This window comes from Caballeronia glathei (genome assembly GCF_000698595.1).
GTDB lineage: Bacteria > Pseudomonadota > Gammaproteobacteria > Burkholderiales > Burkholderiaceae > Caballeronia > Caballeronia glathei.
On record NZ_JFHC01000223.1, the window covers coordinates 1 to 1,442 of the forward strand.

Consider the following 1,442-nt stretch of genomic DNA (forward strand, 5'->3'; position numbering starts at 1 on the left):
GAATTCGTTTTTCGGGGGCAAGCTCACCCAGCCCGAGCTCATGGTTGCCCAATCGTATCTACTAGGTTTTCATCGCCGCTACCAGTTCCGCGGTGGTGAGAATTTCGTGAGCATAGGTAGGGCCGTCAATATCCAGGGCCGCGTGCAGGGCCTCGTGCGATCGCGCCGAGGTCGCGTCGCGCACCAGCGTGACGTGATACCCCAATTCCATGCCGATCCGGGCGGTCGCCTCAAGGCAGGTGTTCGCGAGAAGACCGATCAAAATGATCTTTTCCTTCCCGTAACGCTTGAGCTGGTGGTCGAGATCCGTATTCGGGAAACCGCTCGAAGCCCAATGTTCAGTGGCGACGATATCGCCGGGCTGTACCTGGAAATCGTCGTGAAAGGTACCGCCCCAGCTGCCTCTGGCAAACGCCTGCCGCTCAGCCGCGCCCAACTGATAGGGTGACGGATACTTCCAGTTGACATAGTCACCTGACTCCCATCGGTGGTGTGGCACATGATAGATTGCGATACCCGCTTCTCGCGCCGTGCGGACGACGGTACGGAGATTCTCGAGCATATTGTTTGCCTTTGCGATGTCCTTGACCCAGGGGAACAGCTTGCCTCCCTCGCTCAGAAAATCGTTGTACAGATCCACACACAGCACGGCCGTGATTTTGGCCTGGTAGGTAGCCATCGAATACTCCCTTGATCAAATGAGCGCGTAGCTCTCAACTTACGCTCGATTCCAATTGCGATAACTCGTTGCTACTCCAAATTTATTCTGCGCCGATCGAAAACCGTTCCAAGATGCTCTCAGCGTCTTTCCGCTTCGGCCGCGAACTCAACGGTGTACACAGGCGCCCGTCCCCGCGAATAACTATAGCTTCCTAAAATGGTTCGCTGATCATGTTGTGCATCTTCAGAGATGCACCACCGACTTGACTTCGACAGTCCAGCGCTGTCTTCCTCCAATAGACGTTGACGCAACTGTGCGGCGCCGGAGGTACATCTCAATCTTAGCCCTGCGCGGTGAGTCAGCGAACACTCATCGTTGGATGCTCCCCCTGGGGGCGGGAACACGCACCAAGTCCCGTCGCCGTGACGGAAGAAGTAAATGGTTAGGATGCTCGTCGCTTGCGACGCCTCTACACGCACGTATAGTCGCTGACACGAACGTGTCCGTCTGAATCGTGTCACATGAATCGGCATAACCGGCGTGAGCGCAAGCCACTTTTCGACTAAGTTCCGCAAAGATCCGTCCGCCTTAAACATCGCGCTCCCCTCCAACGTCATTCCCATAGACACCTCCTTGCCCTCAACGTCCTGCCCTGCATAGGTGGGTCTTAAGGGCGCTCGATCCGCTCATGCTGGTATCTCGCGATGACATATCCGCGCCGCGAAGGCTGGCGTCTTTACGAGACTGTTTAACTCGCCTCTTTTGAATTCTCAGTGGGTGG

General features: G+C 56.1%; 1 protein-coding gene. It reads right to left on the minus strand.

The window, feature by feature from the left end:
* Positions 1-61: 61 nt before the first annotated feature.
* Positions 62-679: a cysteine hydrolase family protein gene (locus tag BG61_RS38415; RefSeq protein ID WP_035924829.1), complete on the minus strand. Its 618-nt coding sequence runs from the start codon at positions 677-679 to the stop codon at positions 62-64.
* Positions 680-1,442 lie beyond the last annotated feature (763 nt).

Bases quoted from the DNA above. Each gene is read 5' to 3' on its own strand.
- BG61_RS38415 (WP_035924829.1), bottom strand. From the start codon at position 679: ATGGCTACCTACCAGGCCAAAATCACGGCCGTGCTGTGTGTGGATCTG.